At 61.3% G+C, this 18,140-nt stretch carries 18 protein-coding genes; 11 read left to right on the top strand and 7 right to left on the bottom strand.

Annotation, left to right across the window (positions count from 1 at the left end; genetic code table 11):
• Positions 1–151: 151 nt before the first annotated feature.
• Entirely contained in the window at positions 152–1,522 is a 1,371-nt protein-coding gene (gene eat, locus ACVWYU_RS10860) for an ethanolamine permease (protein WP_247254599.1), read from the bottom strand.
• Positions 1,523–1,785: 263 nt separating this feature from the next.
• Positions 1,786–3,306: an acetaldehyde dehydrogenase ExaC gene (exaC, locus tag ACVWYU_RS10855; RefSeq protein ID WP_457372680.1), complete on the bottom strand. Its 1,521-nt coding sequence runs from the start codon at positions 3,304–3,306 to the stop codon at positions 1,786–1,788.
• 299 nt (positions 3,307–3,605) lie between these two features.
• On the opposite strand from exaC, the gene ACVWYU_RS10850 reads away from it, so the two are divergent.
• The 4 genes from ACVWYU_RS10850 to ACVWYU_RS10835 all read left to right on the top strand — a co-directional run bounded on the left by ACVWYU_RS10850 (position 3,606) and on the right by ACVWYU_RS10835 (position 7,914).
• A complete protein-coding gene (locus ACVWYU_RS10850; protein WP_457372679.1) occupies positions 3,606–5,519 on the top strand; it encodes a sigma-54-dependent Fis family transcriptional regulator in 1,914 nt (637 codons plus the stop codon).
• 139 nt (positions 5,520–5,658) lie between these two features.
• Positions 5,659–7,008 (top strand): UDP-N-acetylmuramate:L-alanyl-gamma-D-glutamyl-meso-diaminopimelate ligase, encoded by a 1,350-nt coding sequence (gene mpl, locus ACVWYU_RS10845; RefSeq protein ID WP_457372678.1) that lies wholly within the window; start codon positions 5,659–5,661, stop codon positions 7,006–7,008.
• Positions 7,005–7,637: a flavin prenyltransferase UbiX gene (ubiX, locus tag ACVWYU_RS10840; protein WP_090325511.1), complete on the top strand. Its 633-nt coding sequence runs from the start codon at positions 7,005–7,007 to the stop codon at positions 7,635–7,637. The genes mpl and ubiX overlap by 4 nt, the downstream gene beginning before the upstream one ends.
• Entirely contained in the window at positions 7,630–7,914 is a 285-nt protein-coding gene (locus ACVWYU_RS10835) for a YceK/YidQ family lipoprotein (protein WP_090325509.1), read from the top strand. Before ubiX ends, ACVWYU_RS10835 begins: the two co-directional genes overlap by 8 nt.
• Before the next feature lie 54 nt (positions 7,915–7,968).
• Here ACVWYU_RS10835 and ACVWYU_RS10830 read toward each other — a convergent pair whose 3' ends face one another.
• The 3 genes from ACVWYU_RS10830 to ACVWYU_RS10820 all read right to left on the bottom strand — a co-directional run bounded on the left by ACVWYU_RS10830 (position 7,969) and on the right by ACVWYU_RS10820 (position 10,924).
• Positions 7,969–8,610, bottom strand: coding sequence for an oxidoreductase (locus ACVWYU_RS10830; RefSeq protein ID WP_090325507.1), 642 nt, complete (start codon positions 8,608–8,610; stop codon positions 7,969–7,971).
• Positions 8,611–8,637: 27 nt separating this feature from the next.
• Positions 8,638–10,356 carry a C13 family peptidase gene (locus ACVWYU_RS10825; protein WP_457372677.1) on the bottom strand — a complete coding sequence of 573 codons (1,719 nt, stop codon included), beginning with the start codon at positions 10,354–10,356 and terminating at the stop codon, positions 8,638–8,640.
• Positions 10,357–10,468: 112 nt separating this feature from the next.
• Positions 10,469–10,924, bottom strand: coding sequence for a MaoC family dehydratase (locus tag ACVWYU_RS10820; RefSeq protein ID WP_090325503.1), 456 nt, complete (start codon positions 10,922–10,924; stop codon positions 10,469–10,471).
• Positions 10,925–11,118: 194 nt separating this feature from the next.
• Between ACVWYU_RS10820 and ACVWYU_RS10815 the strand changes: the two genes are divergently transcribed.
• From ACVWYU_RS10815 to ACVWYU_RS10805, 3 genes are read left to right on the top strand one after another with little or no spacing between them, the layout of a single operon-like run.
• Positions 11,119–11,484 (top strand): CidA/LrgA family protein, encoded by a 366-nt coding sequence (locus ACVWYU_RS10815; protein WP_247254604.1) that lies wholly within the window; start codon positions 11,119–11,121, stop codon positions 11,482–11,484.
• Complete coding sequence (locus tag ACVWYU_RS10810) at positions 11,481–12,197, top strand: LrgB family protein (RefSeq protein ID WP_090325499.1); 717 nt, start codon at positions 11,481–11,483, stop codon at positions 12,195–12,197. Before ACVWYU_RS10815 ends, ACVWYU_RS10810 begins: the two co-directional genes overlap by 4 nt.
• An 11-nt stretch (positions 12,198–12,208) precedes the next feature.
• Positions 12,209–12,799 (top strand): LON peptidase substrate-binding domain-containing protein, encoded by a 591-nt coding sequence (locus ACVWYU_RS10805; protein WP_090325497.1) that lies wholly within the window; start codon positions 12,209–12,211, stop codon positions 12,797–12,799.
• A gap of 6 nt (positions 12,800–12,805) precedes the next feature.
• Here ACVWYU_RS10805 and ACVWYU_RS10800 read toward each other — a convergent pair whose 3' ends face one another.
• Together ACVWYU_RS10800 and ACVWYU_RS10795 are read right to left on the bottom strand one after the other, a co-directional pair.
• The gene (locus ACVWYU_RS10800; protein ID WP_457372676.1) at positions 12,806–14,122 is read right to left on the bottom strand and encodes a bifunctional DedA family/phosphatase PAP2 family protein; all 1,317 of its coding nucleotides are present in this window, start codon (positions 14,120–14,122) and stop codon (positions 12,806–12,808) included.
• Positions 14,123–14,240: 118 nt separating this feature from the next.
• A complete protein-coding gene (locus tag ACVWYU_RS10795) occupies positions 14,241–14,939 on the bottom strand; it encodes a DNA-3-methyladenine glycosylase (RefSeq protein ID WP_457372675.1) in 699 nt (232 codons plus the stop codon).
• Positions 14,940–15,127: 188 nt separating this feature from the next.
• Here ACVWYU_RS10795 and ACVWYU_RS10790 point away from each other — a divergent pair, with 188 nt between their 5' ends.
• The 4 genes from ACVWYU_RS10790 (at position 15,128) to rlmH (ending at position 18,135) form a co-directional block, all read left to right on the top strand.
• The gene (locus tag ACVWYU_RS10790; RefSeq protein WP_247254606.1) at positions 15,128–16,399 is read left to right on the top strand and encodes a glutamate-5-semialdehyde dehydrogenase; all 1,272 of its coding nucleotides are present in this window, start codon (positions 15,128–15,130) and stop codon (positions 16,397–16,399) included.
• A 46-nt stretch (positions 16,400–16,445) separates the two neighbouring features.
• Positions 16,446–17,090, top strand: a complete 645-nt coding sequence (gene nadD, locus ACVWYU_RS10785) for a nicotinate-nucleotide adenylyltransferase (protein ID WP_390959796.1) — start codon at positions 16,446–16,448, stop codon at positions 17,088–17,090.
• 73 nt (positions 17,091–17,163) lie between these two features.
• On the top strand, positions 17,164–17,658 hold the full coding sequence (gene rsfS / locus ACVWYU_RS10780; RefSeq protein WP_247254608.1) for a ribosome silencing factor: 495 nt from the start codon (positions 17,164–17,166) through the stop codon (positions 17,656–17,658).
• A 9-nt stretch (positions 17,659–17,667) separates the two neighbouring features.
• Positions 17,668–18,135, top strand: coding sequence for a 23S rRNA (pseudouridine(1915)-N(3))-methyltransferase RlmH (gene rlmH, locus ACVWYU_RS10775; protein ID WP_007937439.1), 468 nt, complete (start codon positions 17,668–17,670; stop codon positions 18,133–18,135).
• Positions 18,136–18,140: the final 5 nt, after the last annotated feature.

Here is an 18,140-nt window from a genome sequence, read left to right as displayed (position 1 = left end):
TCTGTACAAATCTTGATAACACAAACAGTCCCTGTGGGAGAGCTTGCTCCCACAAGGGATTTGCATGCACTTCAATCATGCAGGCGCCAGGCCAGGAGCCCGGCGCCGGTGCAACTCAGACGCCAGGCCAGGAGCCCGGCGCCGGTGCAACTCAGACGCCTTCGAGCATGGCGTCTGCCGGTGCTTCGGAGCGTTGTTTGGCGGTCAATTGGAAATACAGGTAACCGGCGGCCATGAATCCGACGAAAATCAGCCCGATCAAGGTGTTGAACCAGGCCATCGCGACCAGGCACACCACGGCGAGAAACAGCGCGATGCCCGGCACGATCGGGTAACCCGGAGCACGGAAGGTGCGTTCCAGGTTCGGCTCGGTTTTACGCAGTTTGAACAGACTCAGCATACTGATGATGTACATCACGATGGCACCGAATACCGACATGGTGATCATCGCCGCCGTCAGGGTCATGCCTTGCAGGTTGACCAGGCCGTCGCTGTAAATCGCCGCGATGCCGATCACGCCGCCAGCAAGAATTGCCCGGTGCGGCGTCTGGAAGCGCGACAGCTTGGCCAGGCTGCGGGGCAGGTAGCCGGCGCGGGCCAGGGCAAAGAACTGACGCGAGTAGCCCAGGATGATCCCGTGGAAGCTCGCCACCAGACCGAACAGGCCGATCCACACCAGCATGTGCATCCAGCTCGAATTGTTGCCCACCACGGCCTTCATGGCTTGGGGCAGCGGATCGTTGATGTTCGACAATTGACGCCAGTCGCCAACGCCGCCGGCCATGACCATTACGCCGATCGCCAGGAACACCAGGGTCAGAATCCCGCTGACGTAAGCCTTGGGAATCGTGCGTTTGGGGTCCTTGGCTTCTTCGGCCGCCATGGCCGCGCCTTCGATGGCCAGAAAGAACCAGATCGCAAAGGGAATGGCGGCGAAAATGCCGGGAACGGCCGCCATCGTGAACTCGCTGGAGCCGGACCAGCCATTGAGTACAAAGTTACTGAAGCTGAAGCCTGGTGCAACGACGCCCATGAACACCAACAGTTCGGCGACCGCCAGTACGGTGACCACCAGTTCGAAGGTGGCCGCGATGCTGACACCGAGGATATTCAGGGTCATGAACACGAAATAGGCGCCTACTGCCGCGATCTTCGGGTCCAGTTCCGGGTATTGCACGTTGAGGTAGGCGCCGATGGCCATGGCGATCGCCGGTGGCGCAAAGACGAACTCGATCAGGGTGGCAATGCCGGCGATCAGGCCGCCTTTCTCGCCAAAGGCCCGCCGGCTGTAGGCAAACGGCCCGCCCGCATGGGGGATGGCGGTGGTCAATTCGGTGAAGCTGAAGATGAAGCAGGTGTACATTGTCGCCACCATCAGGGCGGTGACGAGGAAACCCAGGGTGCCTGCTGTGCCCCAGCCGTAACTCCAGCCGAAGTATTCGCCGGAAATCACCAGGCCGACGGCGATGCCCCATAAATGCAGGGTGCCGAGTGTGGGTTTGAGCTGTGTGGTAGAAGTCATAAGTCCTCGCTGTCTTTTTATTGTTTGATCTATTGGACTTTCGTAAGCGGCGCTTGCGTGTAATGCGGGCACGCAAGGGCCGTGCCAGAGCGGCCAGGCGTTGGGTTGCGTGTCATTGGAGGCGCCATCGCGAGCAGGCTCGCTCCCACAGGGTTCCGTGTCAGGTCCCGATAGGTGGATTCACCACAAAAAACTGTGGAAGCGGGCTTGCCCGCGATGACGGTTGGGAGGGCGACACAGAAACCCTGTGCCGCCCCCGGTTTTTAGAAGAAGCCCAATGGATTGATGTCGTAGCTCACCAGCAGGTTTTTGGTCTGCTGATAGTGATCAAGCATCATCTTGTGGGTTTCACGGCCGACGCCGGACTTCTTGTAACCGCCGAACGCAGCGTGCGCCGGGTACAGGTGGTAGCAGTTGGTCCATACACGACCGGCCTTGATGGCGCGGCCCATGCGGTAGGCGCGGTTGATGTCGCGGGTCCAGAGGCCGGCGCCCAGGCCGAACTCGGTGTCGTTGGCGATGGCCAGGGCTTCGGCTTCGTCCTTGAAGGTAGTGATGCTGACTACCGGGCCAAAGATTTCTTCCTGGAACACGCGCATTTTGTTGGTGCCCTTGAGCAGGGTCGGCTGGATGTAATACCCGGTCGCCAGATTGCCCTCAAGTTTTTCCACCTTGCCGCCGGTCAGCAGTTCAGCGCCTTCGCCCTTGGCGATTTCCAGGTACGAAAGGATTTTGTCGAATTGCTGCTCGGACGCCTGGGCGCCGACCATAGTGTCGGTGTCCAGCGGGTCGCCACGTTTGATCTGCAGGACCTTCTTCATCACCACTTGCATGAATTCGTCGTAGATCGACTCTTGTACCAGCGCGCGGGAAGGGCAGGTGCAGACTTCGCCCTGGTTGAAGAACGCCAGTACCAGGCCTTCGGCGGCTTTTTCGATGAAGGTCGGTTCGGCCTTCATGATGTCTTCGAAGAAGATGTTCGGCGACTTGCCGCCAAGCTCCACGGTGCTTGGAATGATGTTTTCGGCGGCGCATTTCATGATGTGCGAGCCGACCGGGGTCGAGCCGGTGAAGGCGATTTTGGCGATGCGTTTGCTGGTGGCCAGGGCTTCACCGGCTTCTTTACCAAAACCTTGCACCACGTTGAGCACGCCGGGCGGCAGCAGGTCGCCGATCAGTTCGACCAGCACGGTGATGCCCAGCGGGGTTTGTTCGGCAGGTTTAAGCACCACGCAGTTGCCGGCGGCCAGGGCCGGGGCAAGTTTCCAGGCGGCCATCAGGATCGGGAAGTTCCACGGAATGATCTGCCCGACCACGCCCAGCGGTTCATGGATGTGATAGGCCACGGTGTTGCCGTCGATTTCGGCAGCGCTGCCTTCCTGGGCGCGGATGCAGCCGGCGAAGTAGCGGAAGTGGTCGGCGGCCAGTGGAATGTCGGCGTTGAGGGTTTCGCGCACGGCTTTGCCGTTGTCCCAGGACTCGGTGATCGCCAGGGTTTCCAGGTTTTGTTCGATCCGGTCAGCGATTTTCAACAGGATCAGCGAGCGCGCCTGGGCGGACGTGGCGCCCCAGGCATCGGCGGCTGCGTGGGCGGCGTCCAGTGCCTTGTCGATGTCTTCGGCGGTGGAACGCGGGAATTCGGCAATCGGTTGGCCATTGACTGGCGAAGTATTGGTGAAGTACTGACCTTTGACAGGCGCGACGAACTCGCCGCCGATGTAGTTACCGTATTTGCTCTTGAACGAAACGATAGCGCCTTCAGTACCGGGGTGAGCGTAACGCATGATAGTTCTCCTTGGCTTTTGTATTTATAAGAGAGACGCGCATGTGCGCTTGCTATAAGCGTAGAGCAAGGGTCGGGCCAGTGCCTTGCAGGTCAGGTAAATCAAGGCCTTGGGCGATTTTTGTCGGACGGGCGGGCGGTGTCTGTGACGCTTTCGGTACAGTGCCTGTGACACTTTGTACCGGTTGTGGCACAGCCTGTGACTGGCGGGTCTTGCCGGCATTGCAATGCAGACTAGGCTGGAGGATGCTCGGCATCACCTCAACACGGGTCGCCGAGCCCCGGGGAGAAAAATAAGAAATGCACGACAACCATTTGAGTCGCCATGCCCAGCAAGTGCTGACTGTGACCCAGGGCAAAGCCCACCTGCACGGTCCAGGCAGCGACCCGTCCATCGCCCGCTCCTGGCTGCGCTGCCTTGAGGACTATCACCTCGATCCGGCCCTGAACATGGCGCCGACCGTGCTGGAACATGGACGCGTCCTCGAAAGCCGTGAACGCCTGCAGCAAGTGCTGCACATCGCCGGCAATGAAATGACCAGCCTGCATCAACAGCTTTCCGGTGCCGGCCACGCGGTGCTGCTGACCGATGCGCGCGGTGTGATCCTGAACTGTGTGACGGCGCCCGCCGAGCGGAAGATTTTCGAGCGCGCCGGGCTCTGGCTCGGCGCCGACTGGAGCGAGGCCTGCGAAGGCACCAATGGCATCGGTACCTGCCTGGTGGAGCGCCAGTCCCTGACCATCCACCAGGACGAGCACTTCCGCGGCCGCCATACCGGCCTGACCTGCTCGGCGAGCCCGGTGTTCGACCCTCACGGTGAGCTGCTGGCGGTGCTCGACGTCTCGTCGGCGCGGCATGAGGTGTCGCGTCAGAGTCAGTTCCACACCATGGCCCTGGTCAATCTTTCGGCGAAGATGATCGAGAGCTGCTATTTCCTGCGTTACTTCGATAATCAATGGCTGCTGCGTTTTCATTTGCAGGCCGAGTCCGTCGGGCTGTTCAGTGAAGGGTTGCTGGCGTTCGACGGAGAAGGGCGGATCTGTGCGGTGAATCAGAGCGCGCTCAATCTGCTGGGACTTGTTCGCGGTGGTTTGCTGGGTAAGCCGGTGGAAGCCTTTTTCGACTGCTCGCTGGATGAGTTGCTTGGCCGCGCCAGCGCCAATGCCAGCGCCAGTTGGCCGCTGCGCACCCGCGACGGGCGCAAGCTGTTCGCCGTACTGCGTGGGCAGCCGCGCCGCGTGCCGATGCCACTGGTGCCCAGTCCGGTGGTGGAGGAGCGTGCGCCGTTATCGGGCATCTGCCTGGGCGATGCCGGTTTGCAGGCGGACTTCCGCAAGGCCCTGCGGGTGTACGAACGGGACGTGCCATTGCTGATCAACGGTGAAACCGGCTCGGGCAAAGAAGCTTTCGCCAAAGCCGTCCATCGCGCCAGTCAACGGGCGGAAAAGGCGTTTGTCGCCCTCAACTGCGCCGCCATCCCGGAAAGCCTGATCGAGAGTGAGCTGTTCGGCTACCGCGGCGGCAGCTTCACCGGGGCGCGCAAGGAAGGCATGCGCGGCAAGTTGCAACAGGCCGATGGCGGCACGTTGTTCCTCGACGAGATCGGCGATATGCCCCTGGCGATGCAGACGCGCCTGTTGAGGGTGCTGGAGGATCGTCAGGTGGTGCCGATCGGCGGCGAGCCGGAGGCGGTCAACGTGCGGATCATCAGCGCCACGCACCGCAATCTGCTGGAGCGGGTGCAGGAAGGCAGTTTCCGTGAGGACCTGTACTACCGGCTCAACGGGCTGGAGGTCGCGCTGCCGGCATTGCGCGATCGCAGCGACAAATCGCAGCTGCTGGATTTTTTGCTGGCTGAAGAGGCGGGCGCAGAATCGGTCATGATCGACGCGCCAGCCCGCCAGGCTTTGCTGGGTTTCGCCTGGCCGGGCAACGTGCGGCAATTGCGCAATGTTCTGCGGACCTTGGCAGCGTTGTGTGAGGGCGGACGCATTGTTCTGGAAGATTTGCCGGCAATGATCCGCCAGGCCCGACCGGCGGTACTGCCGACCGTTGAAGAGCCTGCCGAACATCCGCTGGAGGATGCCGAGCGCCTGGCGCTGTTGAATGCACTGGAGCAAACGCGCTGGCACATGACCCATACGGCCGAACAGTTGGGGGTCAGCCGCAATACGCTTTACAGAAAACTGCGCAAGCACGGTATCGCCCGCTAGAGGGCAGCACAATCTGTGGGAGCACGCCATCGCTGGCAAGCGGTGCTCCTGCAGGTTCGGCCGTAAGCGGTGGCTGAAACACAAGGTGCGAATTTCCCCTCCCTAAGCTAACCTGCGGCCATGTTTTACGAGGTCGACTATGCACATTCATATTCTTGGTATCTGCGGCACTTTCATGGGTTCGATGGCGGTTCTGGCCAAAGAGCTGGGCCATCACGTGACGGGCTCCGATGCCAACGTCTATCCGCCGATGAGCACTCAGCTCGAGGCTCAGGGCATCGAGTTGACCCAAGGCTATGATCCGGCGCAACTGGACCCGGCCCCCGACCTGGTGGTGATCGGCAACGCCATGTCGCGTGGCAACCCCGCTGTGGAATATGTGCTGAACAAAGGCCTGCCCTACGTCTCCGGTCCGCAATGGCTGGCGGATCACGTGCTGCAAGGCCGCTGGGTGCTGGCCGTTGCCGGTACCCACGGTAAAACCACCACCAGCAGCATGCTCGCCTGGGTGCTGGAGCATGCGGGCATGAGCCCGGGCTTCCTGATCGGCGGCGTGCCGCAGAATTTCTCGGTGTCGGCACGCCTGGGCGATACGCCGTTCTTTGTCATCGAAGCCGACGAGTACGACAGTGCGTTCTTCGACAAACGCTCCAAATTCGTGCACTACCGTCCGCGCACGGCGATTCTGAACAATCTGGAATTCGATCACGCGGACATCTTCCCCGATCTGCCGGCGATCGAGCGGCAATTCCATCACTTGGTGCGGACCATCCCGAGTGAAGGCCTGATTATTCATCCGACCACCGAGCCCGCCTTGCAGCGCGTTATCGAGATGGGCTGCTGGACCCCGGTGCAAACCACGGGTGCCAGCGGCCAGTGGCAGGTCAAGTTGCTCAGTGAAGATGGCTCGAAGTTCGAAGTCATGTTCGAAGGCGATTCCCAGGGTGTGGTCGAGTGGGACATGACCGGCCAGCACAACGTCGCCAACGCACTGGCCACGCTGGCGGCGGCTCGTCACGTCGGAGTGGTGCCATCCATGGGCATTGCCGCATTGAGCGCCTTCAAGAGCGTGAAGCGCCGCATGGAAAAAGTCGCGGAAGTGCGCGGCATCACTATCTATGACGACTTCGCTCACCATCCGACCGCCATTGCCACCACCCTGGACGGCTTGCGCAAGCGTATTGGCGATGCTCCATTGATCGCCATCATCGAGCCGCGCTCCAACTCCATGAAGCTCGGTGCGCACCGTGACGGTTTGCCGGAAAGCGTGGTCGATGCCGACCAGGTGATCTGGTACGCCCCGGCCAACCTGGGTTGGGACCTGGCGGGCACCGCCGCGTTGTGCACGGTGCCGTCGATCGTCAGCGATTCGCTGGAAGGCATCATCGAGCGCGTCAAGAGCCAGGCCCAGCCCGGCACTCACGTAGTGATCATGAGCAATGGCGGCTTCGGCGGCCTGCACGGCAAACTCGCCGAGGCGCTCAAATGAACAACGGCCCCGACCGTATCACGCTGGCGATGACGGGCGCTTCCGGCGCCCAGTACGGCTTGCGCCTGCTCGACTGCCTGGTGCGCGAAGAGCGGGAAGTGCACTTTCTGATTTCCAAGGCCGCGCAGCTGGTGATGGCCACCGAAACCGACGTCACGCTGCCGGCCAAGCCGCAGATGATGCAGGCCTTCCTCACCGAATACACAGGTGCCGCCGCGGGGCAGATTCGGGTGTATGGCAAGGAAGACTGGATGTCGCCGGTGGCCTCGGGCTCCGGCGCGCCTGCCGCGATGGTGGTGGTGCCATGTTCCACAGGGACGTTGTCGGCCATCGCGACCGGCGCCTGCAACAACCTGATCGAGCGTGCCGCCGATGTGACGCTCAAGGAGCGCCGTCAACTGATTCTGGTGCCCCGTGAGGCGCCGTATTCGAGCATTCACCTGGAACACATGCTCAAGTTGTCGAACATGGGCGTGACGATTCTCCCTGCATCGCCGGGCTTCTATCATCAGCCGCAAACCATCGACGACCTGATCGACTTCGTCGTCGCGCGGATTCTCAACTTGCTCAACATTCCGCAAGACATGCTGCCACGTTGGGGCGAACACCATCTGACCAGCGATGAATAAGCTACTGACGATTGTGCTGGCCTTGCAGTTGGCCGGGTGCGCCACCGCGCGCACGCTGGATGCCGCGAAACCGGGTGCGCCCGTGGTGTATTCAGGGACCCGGCTGGATTTGTATGCGATGAACGGTGGTTGCTGCGCGATGGACCGCTTCGGTGCCGAAGCGCCGAGCTATCCTGGCGTCGACCTGCCGGCCAGTGCACTGCTCGACACCTTGCTGTTGCCCTTGTCGTTGCTGACGGTGATCGGGGTCAGTTTTCAGGCAACCGGTGGGCTGTAGGAGAACCGGCTTCTATGGCGAGGGGTCAAGCGCCCTCGCCACAAGCTGGTCGGTTTATTTGCCTAACTTGCGCAGTTCATCGGACTCGACAATCCGCACCCCATCCTGTTCTTCCAGTGCGAGCCGCCACATGGCGCGGGCCAGTTGGCAGGCTTCGATGCCGTGGTATTTGCCGGGAATCAATCGAGACAAGGGGCCGGCGACTCTCTCTGCCAGGCGCGGTTCGGTGCGCTCGCCCAGCAGCAGCGATGGACGGCAGATGGTCAGTTGCGGCCAGTCCTGCGCGCGCAAAGCCTGCTCCATCTCGCCTTTGACCCGATTGTAGAAAATCGGAGACTTCGGATCGGCGCCCAAGGCACTGATCACGATCAGATGACGGGCGCCCATCTCCCGCGCACGTTTGGCGAAGGCCACCACCATGTCCAGATCGACGGCACGAAACGCCTGTTCCGAGCCCGCCTGCTTGATGGTGGTGCCCAGGCAGCAATAGGCGATGTCGACGCGACCGTTCAATTGCGGCAGAAATGACGACGGGTCGCCGACCGGGTTTTCAAGGTGTGGGTGCTTGGCCAATGGCCGGCGCGAGGGAGCCAGAACCCGCGTAATCGTAGGCTCGTTGAGCAGGCGATCGAGTAAGTGTTCACCGGTCAGGCCGGTGGCTCCGGCAAGCAGCACGTGCTGAGGCGTCAAGTACATAGTGTCTCTCCCTTGATACTCATCAGCTTAGTTGCTCTTTGCATCCTTGCTTTCAATGGCGGCACTTTGCAATGCCTTTCGAGCCTGCTGCTTGCGTAACAGTTGCCAGTGGGACAAGACGGTCCTCGGTGCCCATATTTGCGGTTCCGAGGCTTCGAAGTTGTCCGCCAGCTCACGCTCGGCCACTGTGGCCTTGGCCAGTTTGAAGGCCTGTTCCAGGTCGTCGGTCTGGTTCAGGGCCTGGGCGAACAGGGCGTCGCCGAAGTAGGTGAAGTTGGCTTCTTCCGAACAGCCGAAGGACACGCGATCAGCCCGCGAGGCGGTCATGATCAGGGTGCGTTCGTCCTTGAGGGCAGGGATGAAACCGCCGGAGTAGCAGGATGAAATCACGATGATCTTGTCGCGGTTTTTCAGCGGGGCCAGGACCGCGGCCAGTTCGTCGGGGGGCAGGTCGGCCAGTTCCATGCGTGGCTGGTCGAGCACCAGTTCATTTTCGCTGGTGCCGTGACTGGTCAGGTAGATGAAAATCAGGTCTTCCGGCCCGCTGCGTTCAGCCAGGGTCATGGCGGCCCGGCGAAGGTTCTCCCGGGTGGCCATCGGCCGGTCGACGAGGTGGTCGCGATGGTTCACGAGGCGGATCTGGCCAAAGGCACCGAAGCGGCTGCTGAGCATGTTGGCGACGTAATCGGATTCGCGCAGGAAGACGCTCTGCTTGCCATCGCCGCCGAGGGTCAAGGTGTAGAGCTCCACGGCCGGGGTCGAGGCCGGCACGTTGTTGAGTGCCTCTTCCAGCAAGCGGCCCTGGGCCAGCAGGCCGAGCTCGAGGGGGTCGGGGAGTAACTTGCCCTCGGCATCGCGCACGCGCTGGCCGTTGACCCAGGTGCCGCTTTGTACCGTGCCGTCCGTCAGTACCAGGGTGCCACGCCCGGAATAGCTGTCGTTGTCGAACTGGCCGATGTAGAAACTGCCGTCGGGCAGGTTCAAGCGGCCCTGGCCGACAAAGCGCCAGTCGCTGAATTGACCAATGTAATGACTGCCATCGGCGCCGATCAATTCGCCCTTGCCGTTCAGCGAGCCGTCCTTGAATTGGCCCAGCCAGACATCGCCGTCGGCGTTTTCGTAGCGGCCCTTGCCATTCAGTTGGTTGTTCTTGAAGCCACCGACATAGATGTCGCCGTCGGCACTGCTGAATGTCCCGTTGCCTTCCAGCTGTCCGTCGACGAAGTGCCCGGTGAACTGATTGCCGTTGCCGTCGCTGCGCTGGCCTTCGCCATTGGGCTTGCCATGGGCGAACTGGCCCTGATACGCGCTGCCGTCGTCGAGTTCGAGTCGGCCAAGCCCTGAGTATTGATCGGCCTTGAACTCGCCGCGGTAGGTCATGCCGTTTTCTTTGAGGGTGCCTTCGCCGTCGCGTCGGCCCAGTTTGAAGCCGCCGGTGTAGCTGCTGCCGTTGGTGCTCAAGCTGCCCTGGCCGTCGAACAACCCTTGCTTGAACAGCCCGCGATAGACCTCGCCGTTGCTGCCGTGCCATTCGCCCTGGCCATGCCATTGGCCTTTGTCGAACTCGCCGGCATACCAACTGCCATTCGGGTAATCGATGCGACCCTGTCCTTGCAGCAGCCCATTGACCAGATCCCCACGATAGCGTCCGCCATCCGGCAGGCGGGCGTCAGGGGGCAGCGGCGATTCGCCGTCGCCGCAAGCGGTGAGCATCAGGGTCAAGGCAAGGAGTGCAAGTGAGCGCATAGCGGGATCCGGGCAATTAGGCGACGGAGTATGCCGTAGCTATGTGACCTTATACAGCCGGTATAAAAGGAGGTGATGCGAAACAGTGCGACCTGCTTCGCATCCGGATGGTTTACACGAAGCAGAGCGACAATGGCTCGGCGATGTATGCCGGCTTGTCCGAACCTTCGATTTCCAGGGTGGCGGTGGCTTTGAGCAGCCATTGGCCGGGTTTTTTCTCGGTGACGTCGGTCAGGTCGACTTTGAGGCGCACTTTCGAATTGACCTTGACCGGTTGAATGAAACGCACGCTGTCGAGGCCGTAGTTGACCACCATTTTCAAGCCTTCAGGCATGACGAGGATGTCTTCCATCAGTTTTGGGATCAGCGACAGCGACAGGAATCCGTGGGCGATGGTGCTGCCAAATGGCGTTTGCGCGGCTTTGACCGGATCGACGTGGATGAACTGATAGTCCCCTGTGGCTTCAGCGAACAGGTTGATGCGTTCCTGATCGATGGTGAGCCATTCGGAACGTCCAAGTTCCTTGCCGACATAATCTTTGAGCTCTGCAACTGGAACATAGGGCATTGAGACTCTCCTTGGGTTCATCGGTTTTATAGTGTTGAAGTGGAGGGAATTTGCCTCCCGGCTTACCACTTTAGATCAACATGGCAAAGTGCTCCGGTCAACCGACCATGCTTTTGGCGAATGCCGGTCTATAGCGCTGGCGTGCTTATAATGCCCGGGCCAATGCGGGTGACGGATTTTGCGGGGGATGAAAAATGTTGTTACGTGGCCTGACCTGGCTGGTGCTGTTCCAATTGCTCGGTACCGCGATCAACCATTTGTTTTTGCCGGTGCTGCCTGGGCCGATTGTCGGCCTGCTGCTGTTGCTGGTGTACCTGATCAGCCGTGGCCAGGTCGGTGAGCCGCTGAATCTGGCGGCCAGCAGTCTGTTGCGTTACTTGCCCCTGCTGCTGGTGCCTCCGGCCGTGGGCGTGATGGTTTACGCCAAGGACATTGCCGCGGATTTCTGGGCCATCGTCGGTGCGCTGGTGTTGTCGCTGCTGCTGTCCATGGCCTTCGCGGGCGTGTTGATGCAGCGCTTGATCAAGCGTCACGTACATTCTTCCGGGGACAGCCAATGATCCTCGACTGGCACGGCGCCTGGACGTCGGTGATTCACCATCCACTGTTCGGTATCGGCATTACCCTCGGCGCCTATCAACTGGTGCTGGCAGCGTTCGAGAAAACCCGCTGGATCTTTTTGCAGCCGGTGCTGGTATCCATGTTGCTGGTGATCGGTGTGCTGGTGGGCTGCGGGCTGACCTACGCCGAGTACCGCAAGAGCACCGAGATTCTCAGCATTCTGCTCGGTCCGGCGACGGTCGCGCTGGCCGTGCCGCTTTACCTCAACCTGCGGCGGATTCGGCAGTTGTTCTGGCCGATTTTTACTACGCTGGTGATAGGCGGCGTGGTGGCGACAGGCTTGGGTGTGCTGTTGGGCTGGTGGTTCGGCGCCGAACACATGATCCTGATGACCATGGCGCCGAAGTCGGTGACTTCACCGATCGCCATGCTGGTGGCCGAGCAAATCGGAGGCGTCGCGGCGCTGGCGGCGGTGTTCGTGCTGATCACGGGTGTGCTCGGGGCGATTTTCGGCCCGAGTCTGCTGACCCGGCTCGGTGTCCACAGCCCTGAGGCACGTGGCATGGCGCTGGGCATGACCGCCCACGCGGTTGGCACGTCGGTGGCCTTGCAGGAAAGTGAAGAGTGCGGCGCGTTCGCGGCGCTGGCGATGAGTTTGATGGGCGTGGCCACGGCGGTGTTCCTGCCGTTGGCGGTGTCGATGATGGTTTGAAGGAAATGTCTATGAGTCTGCCGCTTTTTCCGCTGAACACGGTGCTGTTCCCCGGTTGCATCCTCGACTTGCAGATTTTCGAGGCGCGCTACCTGGACATGATCGGCCGCTGCATGAAACAGGGCGGCGGATTCGGCGTGGTATGCATTCTCGACGGCGAAGAAGTCGGCATCGCTCCGGCGGGTTACGCGCTGGTCGGCTGCGAGGCGCTGATCACCGATTTCAAACAGCAGGACAACGGCCTGCTCGGGATTCGAGTCCAGGGCGGTCGGCGATTCCATGTCTTGCGCACTGAGGTTCAGCGCGATCAGTTGACCGTCGCCGAGGTCGAGTGGCTGGAGGATGAGCCCGAGCAGCCGCTGCAGGACGAGGACGCCGATCTGGTGGCCTTGCTCAAGGCGCTGGCCGAACACCCGATGGTCGAAGCGCTGAACATGGGCACGGAAGCGACGGGGCAACAATCGCTGGCCAATCAGTTGGCCTACCTGTTGCCGTTTGCCGAGGTGGACAAGATCGACCTCCTGCAGCTCGATGATCCGCAGCAACGACTGGATGCGATTCAGGCGTTGCTGGACGAGTTGCAGGGCGAGTTGTTTGCCTGAGCTTTCTTAATAGGCATACCGCAGCATCGTGTGCGGCAAATTCCGCAACACGAAGAATCCGAACAACGCCACCAGCGCCGGCAATACCAGCCACCACACCTTGGGCGGCAGGGCATTGAGCGAAGTCTGACGCTGACTCAACCCCAGGCTCACCGCGCAGACGCACGCCGCCAGCATCGCGCCGGCCAGGATATCCGTCGGCCAATGCGCGCCGAGGTAGACGCGGGAAAGGGAGATTGCCAGCGCCGGCAGGCATCCCACCAGCAGCCAGGTCAGGCGCATCCGTGGTGGCTGTCCGCGGCCGGCCAGCACGGCGAGGGTCAGGAACAGCGCGAAAGAGCCTGACGCATGGCCGCTCGGCATGCTGTAACTGGTCAACGGGTCGCTGAGCACTTCGGGGCGCAGGCGGGCGAAAAAGTGTTTGGTCAGGGTGTTGCCCAGTGCGGTGAACATGAGCGTGCTGCCGGCGAAGATCGCCTGACGCCATTGGCGGGTGACCAGCAGCAGTCCAACCAGCAAGGCACTGAACAGCAGCATGTTGCGGAATTCGCCAATCAGCGTGAAAACCACGGCCACTTCGTCGAGCGCCGGGCTGCGGTGTTCCTGGATCAGGGTCATCACCCCTTGATCGAGTGCCGTCAGGTGCGGGTAGCCGATAAACAATCCCACCAGAATCAGAAAACTCATGCCGGCAATGAACATCGTGGCGTTGCGGTGGCTGCGCAGGCTGCTGGTGGCGCTCAATCCCACCATGACCGCAATGCTGCCGACGACTATCCCGGTCTGTAGCCAAAAGCCCTCGGGCAATGGCAAGCGAATCGCCGCGCCGGTGGTCCAGCCCGGCAGCAGATACGCGACCGACCATCCCGCCGCCGCCAGCAGGCTGACGGCGAAGAAGCGTGGGAAGGGCATGTCGAACATCCCCGCGACCATCGGCAGCATTGGCCGCAAGGGGCCGATGAAGCGCCCGACCAGCAGGCTGGCGATGCCGTAGCGCTGAAAGTATGACTCGGCCCCGGCGATCCATTCCGGGTGATGGCGCAGCCCGGGCAGGCGCCGGATGTTCTGATGGAAATGGCGTCCCAGGAAATAGGACACGACGTCGCCCAGCACGCCAGCGAGAAATCCCAGCAACAGGGTCTCGCTCAAGGACAGCGCACCGCTGCCGGCCAGTACCGCCACGGCGAACAGTAAAACCGTGCCGGGTACGATGAGGCCGGCAATCGCCAGGCACTCCACGAATGCAACCATGAATACCGCCGCCGCCAGCCATTGCGGGTTGACCGTCAACCAGGCGGTCACGCTATCGAGCCATGGGCCCATAAAGACAACTCCATTGAATGTTCAATTGATCCTGTTGAATCCACACGTCACCGAACCCTGTGGGAGCGGGCTTGCCCGCTCCCACAGCAATAGGGTCGCATCAAAAATTTGTCAGCATTCAGGACAGCACAAAATAATCACGACCTTCGACCTGCCCCCGTCTCAGCGGGTTCCGCGTGCAATGGGCGGCATAGGCGCCGTCCACGAAGCGGTACATCAGGTGTTCGTCGCGCCCGTGCGGAATGCCCAGGCGGGTCGCCTGGATGATATGGGGGGGTGTCTGTCCGACGTCTTCCACCAGCAGTACTTCGTGATCGAAGCGCTTGGCGTCCCAGACGGGCACCTTCAGTCCCAGGGATTTGCATAGCAGCGTTTGCCCCGCGCACAGTTTCTGCGAGGGGCGAGGGTGGCCTTGGGCGTCGGGGTTGTTCAGCAGCATCTGCGCCAGGCTCGCCGGTCCGCTCAATTCGTCGACCCACGGGTAGGCTGATTTGATCAGTACGGCATTGCCCGGGCCTTGCGCGCTGAAGTTCAGGGAATCGCCACCTCGGGCGTAATACATATAGATGTGGCCACCATCCAGAAACAAAGCCTTACGCTTTTCTGTGTAGCCGAGGGATGCATGGCTGCCTTTTTCTTCGCAGTAGTAGGCTTCGGTTTCGATAATCCTGGCACTGAGCCACAGGTCGCCGACCCGATGGCGGATGACTTTGCCCAGTAGATCCCGGGCCAGAATTTGGGCGTCACGATCGAAAAAAGCGTCCGGGAGGCCCTTGGGCAGGCTCTCGGCGGACTCACGAACAGTCAGATTAGTCATGATGAACGGCGTTTATCAGGGCTGATTGAGTCGTGATGATAACAATTTGCGGCTTAATCCCGGCTTAACGTCGGCAAATTGCCCTCCATTTCGACCATCCGCCCGTCACCGCTGTTAGTCAGTGGACGCGACAGCTATAATCTGCCGCTTTATTCTTTACCAAGACCTCATAAAGACCCTTCCAGACCATGACTGAGTCCGTTCTTGACTACATGACCCGCTTGGGCCGCGCCGCCCGCGAGGCTTCCCGCGTCATCGGCCGTGCCAGCACCGCGCAGAAAAACCGCGCCTTGCAGGCCGCTGCCAATGCGCTGGACGCGGCTCGCGCCGAGCTGACGGCTGCCAATGAGCTGGATTTGGCAGCTGGCCGCGCCAATGGTCTGGAACCGGCCCTGCTCGAACGGCTTGCGCTGACCCCCGCGCGCATCGACGGCATGATCGTCGGTCTGCGTCAGGTCGCGGCGCTGCCGGATCCGGTTGGTGCGATCCGTGACATGAGCTACAGACCGTCGGGGATCCAGGTCGGCAAGATGCGCGTGCCCTTGGGCGTGATCGGGATTATTTACGAGTCGCGACCGAACGTGACCATCGACGCCGCCAGCCTGTGCCTGAAGTCCGGTAACGCAACTATCCTGCGCGGCGGCTCCGAGGCCATTCACTCCAATCGTGCCATCGCCGCCTGTATCCAGCGCGGTCTGGCCGAGGCCGATCTGCCGGCTGCCGTGGTGCAAGTGGTCGAAACCACCGATCGCGCCGCCGTTGGTGCATTGATCACCATGCCGGAATACGTGGATGTCATCGTCCCCCGTGGTGGCCGTGGCCTGATCGAACGGGTCAGCCGTGATGCCCGCGTGCCGGTGATCAAGCATCTGGACGGCATCTGCCACGTTTACGTCAGTGCTCACGCCGACCTGGCCAAAGCCCAGCGTATCGCCTTCAACGCCAAGACTTACCGCTATGGCATTTGCGGTGCGATGGAGACGCTGCTGGTCGACCAAACCGTAGCCGAGGATTTCCTGCCGCCGATGGCTGCCCAGTTCCGCGAAAAAGGCGTCGAGCTGCGTGGTTGCGATCGTACGCGGGCAATTATTGATGCGCTGCCGGCCACGGAAGCAGACTGGAGCACCGAATACCTGGCGCCGATCCTGTCGATTCGCGTGGTCGACGGGCTGGAACAGGCCATCGAGCACATCAACCATTACGGCTCTCACCACACCGATTCGATTGTCAGCGAACACCAGGGCGACACCCGGCGTTTCGTGGCTGAAGTCGACTCGTCGTCGGTGATGATCAACACCCCGACGTGCTTTGCCGATGGCTTCGAATATGGATTGGGTGCCGAGATCGGCATTTCTACTGATAAGCTGCACGCCCGCGGCCCGGTCGGCCTCGAAGGTTTGACCTGCGAGAAGTACGTCGTGGTCGGTGATGGGCAGTTGCGCGGACAGGAGTCGGCCTGACTTGGGCGACCTCGACCCGTCAGCCCCGGTCACTGCCAGCGAGCCTATTCCTCGCCGTATTGGCGTACTGGGCGGAACCTTCGACCCGGTGCACATCGGCCATTTGCGCGGTGCACTGGAAGTCGCCGAATCGCTGGCGCTCGATGAGCTGCGTCTGACACCCAGTGCCAGGCCGCCCCATCGGGATACGCCGCAAGTGTCGGCCAAAGACCGTCTGGCGATGGTCAAGTGCGCGGTGTCCGGTGTGGCGCCGTTGGTGGTGGACGCCCGCGAATTGCAGCGGGACAAACCGTCCTACACCATCGATACCCTGGAACTGATGCGCGCCGAACTGGCCGCGGATGACCAGGTTTTTCTGCTTTTGGGCTGGGACGCTTTTTGCGGCCTGCCCACTTGGCACCGCTGGGAAGAGTTGCTCCAGCATTGCCATATCCTGGTGTTGCAACGCCCGGATGCCGACAGCGAACCGCCGGATGCCTTGCGCAACCTGCTGGCAGCGCGCTCGGTGAGCGACCCGCTGGCCCTCAAAGGGCCGAGCGGACAGATTGCATTCGTCTGGCAGACACCGCTCGCGGTATCCGCCACCCAGATCCGTCAACTGCTGGCCAGCGGTAAGTCGGTACGTTTCCTGGTGCCCGACGCGGTCCTGGCCTACATCGATGCGCACGGGCTCTACCGTGCGTCGAACTGAATAGGAGTGCCTCAAGGCACGTAGCAACAACGTGTATTGAAGCGCCCGAACATACGAGCAAAACGAGTTTTTTATGACGAACAACGACGTAAACAAAGTAAAGCGCAAAGGCACATTCAAGAGTGCTCCGCTGCCGGAAAAGGTGCTCAGCGCTGAAGCCCCCAAAGGCGAAGATCTGGTCAAGATCGCCGTAGCAGCCCTGGAAGACGTCAAGGCCCAGGACGTATTGGTCATCGATGTCCGCGACAAGCAGAGCATCACCGACTACATGATCATCGCCACCGGTACTTCCAATCGCCAGATCGGCGCGATGCTGGACAAGGTCCGCGAAGCGGTCAAGGCCCTGGGCATCAAGCCGCTGGGCGAAGAAGGCAAGGGCGACAGTGACTGGGTGCTGTTGGACATGGATGACGTGATTGTCCACATGATGACTTCCAACGCCCGTCAGTTCTACGACCTCGAGCGTCTCTGGAAAGGTGCCGAGCAGAGCCGTGCCGCCGATGGCAAACACCACAGCCCTGAAGTTGGTCACGAGCATTTCAACAAGCTCAACAAAGACCAGGAATAAGGAACGGCTGTGCGACTGCGACTGATCGCCGTCGGTTCACGCATGCCCAAATGGGTGGAAGAGGGCTGGCATGAATATGCCAAGCGTCTTCCGTCCGAGCTGGCGCTGGAACTGGTGGAAATACCGCTCAACACCCGCGGCAAGAACGCCGACGTGGCGCGCTTCATCCGTCAGGAAGGCGAAGCCATGCTGGCCAAGGTCGGGCCGAACGAGCGTGTTGTCACCCTCGAAGTCCACGGCAAGCCCTGGAGTACCGAGCAACTGGCGGTCGAACTCGATCGCTGGCGGCTGGACTCGCGCACGGTGAATTTCATGGTCGGTGGCCCTGAAGGGCTGGCGCCTGAAGTCTGTGCCCGTGCCGATCAGCGCTGGTCGCTATCGCCGTTGACGTTGCCGCACCCGCTGGTGCGAATTCTGATCGGCGAACAGCTGTATCGTGCCTGGACCGTGTTGTCCGGCCACCCTTACCACAAGTAGTTCTG

The sequence above is a fragment of the Pseudomonas sp. TE12234 genome (genome assembly GCF_054061835.1).
The sequence above is the reverse complement of the archived record's forward strand: the minus strand, read 5'-3'. Positions and strand labels throughout refer to the sequence as shown.